The 1,449-nt window shown below is 64.9% G+C and carries 1 protein-coding gene; it reads left to right on the forward strand.

What is annotated here, in order from left to right; translation table 11 throughout:
- Positions 1 to 135 precede the first annotated feature (135 nt).
- The gene (locus ANI01nite_RS16600; RefSeq protein ID WP_141359365.1) at positions 136 to 1,443 is read left to right on the forward strand and encodes an ISL3 family transposase; all 1,308 of its coding nucleotides are present in this window, start codon (positions 136 to 138) and stop codon (positions 1,441 to 1,443) included.
- Positions 1,444 to 1,449 lie beyond the last annotated feature (6 nt).

Consider the following 1,449-nt stretch of genomic DNA (forward strand, 5'->3'; position numbering starts at 1 on the left):
GGCTCTTCAGGATTGAGAGTGTAATCGCGTCAAACCAGAGCCCCGGATCCCGGGCGTGTCGCCGGGACACGAAAAAGTCGAGGCCCTCCAAGAGAATGGAAGTTCCTACACAAACATTCTCGAAAGACCTCGACGTTGCCCCATCCTACCTTCACGACCCCGGACCTGACGAGCTTCACCAGCCTGGACCGGCTCGGGCTGACCGCCACCGGCCAGCGACTGAGCACCAGCCGGGCAGAGATCCTGTGCGAAGTGACCGACCCCGACCCGTGGTGCCGGCGCTGCGGGCAGCACGGCGTCCCGCGCGATACCATCACCCTGCGCCTGGCCCACGAGCCGCTGGGATGGCGTCCCACCGTTCTGGTCATCAAGCACCGCCGGTACCGGTGCGCGCACTGCCGCCATGTGTGGCGCGAGGACCTGAGCAAAGCAGCCGAAACACGGCAGAAAATCAGCCGTTCCGGGCTGGCCTGGGCGCTGGCCGGGCTGGTGTGCCAGCACCTGTCCGTTGCGCGGATCGCCGAAGGGCTCGGCGTCACCTGGAATACCGCGAACGAGGCGGTGCTCGCCGAGGGGCGGCGCCTGCTGATCAACGATCCCGCCCGATATGACGGGGTCCGGGTCCTGAGCGTGGACGAGCACGTGTGGCGGCACACCGCCAGCGGGGACAAGTACGTCACCGTGATCGTGGACCTCACCGCGGTGCGCGAGGGCACCGGCCCGGCACGGTGGCTGGACATGGTGGCCGGGCGGTCCAAGGCGGTGTTCAAGAGCTGGCTGGCCGAACGTGATGAGCAGTGGAAGCGGGGCATTGAGGTGGTGGCGATGGACGGGTTCGCCGGCTTCAAGACTGCGGCTGCCGAAGAGCTGCCCGAGGCGGTGGAGGTGCTGGATCCGTTCCATGTGGTCAAGCTGGGTTCAGACGCGCTGGATGGTACTCGGCAGCGGGTCCAGCGCGAGCAGCACGGACCGCGCGGGCTCAAAAATGACCCCCTCTACAAGGCCCGCAGGACGCTGACCGTGGGGCTGGACCTGGCGATCGAGAAGCAAAAAGCCAAGCTCGAAGACCTGTTCACCGAGCCGGCGTATGAGCCGGTGCAGCTGGTGTGGAGCGTGTATCAGCGGATGGTCGATGCGTACCGGCAGCCGAAGCCCGAGGTCGGCAAATGGGCTTTATCGACGCTGATCGACGAAATCGGTTCCAAGGTGCCCGCGGGGCTGCCGGAGCTGAAGCGGTTGGGCACCACGCTGAAGCGTCGCAAGAATGACATCCTGGCGTACTTCGATCACAAGGGCAGTTCGAAGGGTCCAACTGAAGCATTAAACGGGAGGCTGGAGCATTTGCGGGGTATCGCGTTGGGGTTCAAGAACTTGGCGCATTATATTGCGCGGTCGTTGCTGGAGACCGGCGGTTTCAGGCCGCGATTACACCCTCAATCCTGAAGAGCC

Source organism: Glutamicibacter nicotianae, assembly GCF_006539525.1.
Taxonomy (GTDB): domain Bacteria; phylum Actinomycetota; class Actinomycetes; order Actinomycetales; family Micrococcaceae; genus Glutamicibacter; species Glutamicibacter nicotianae.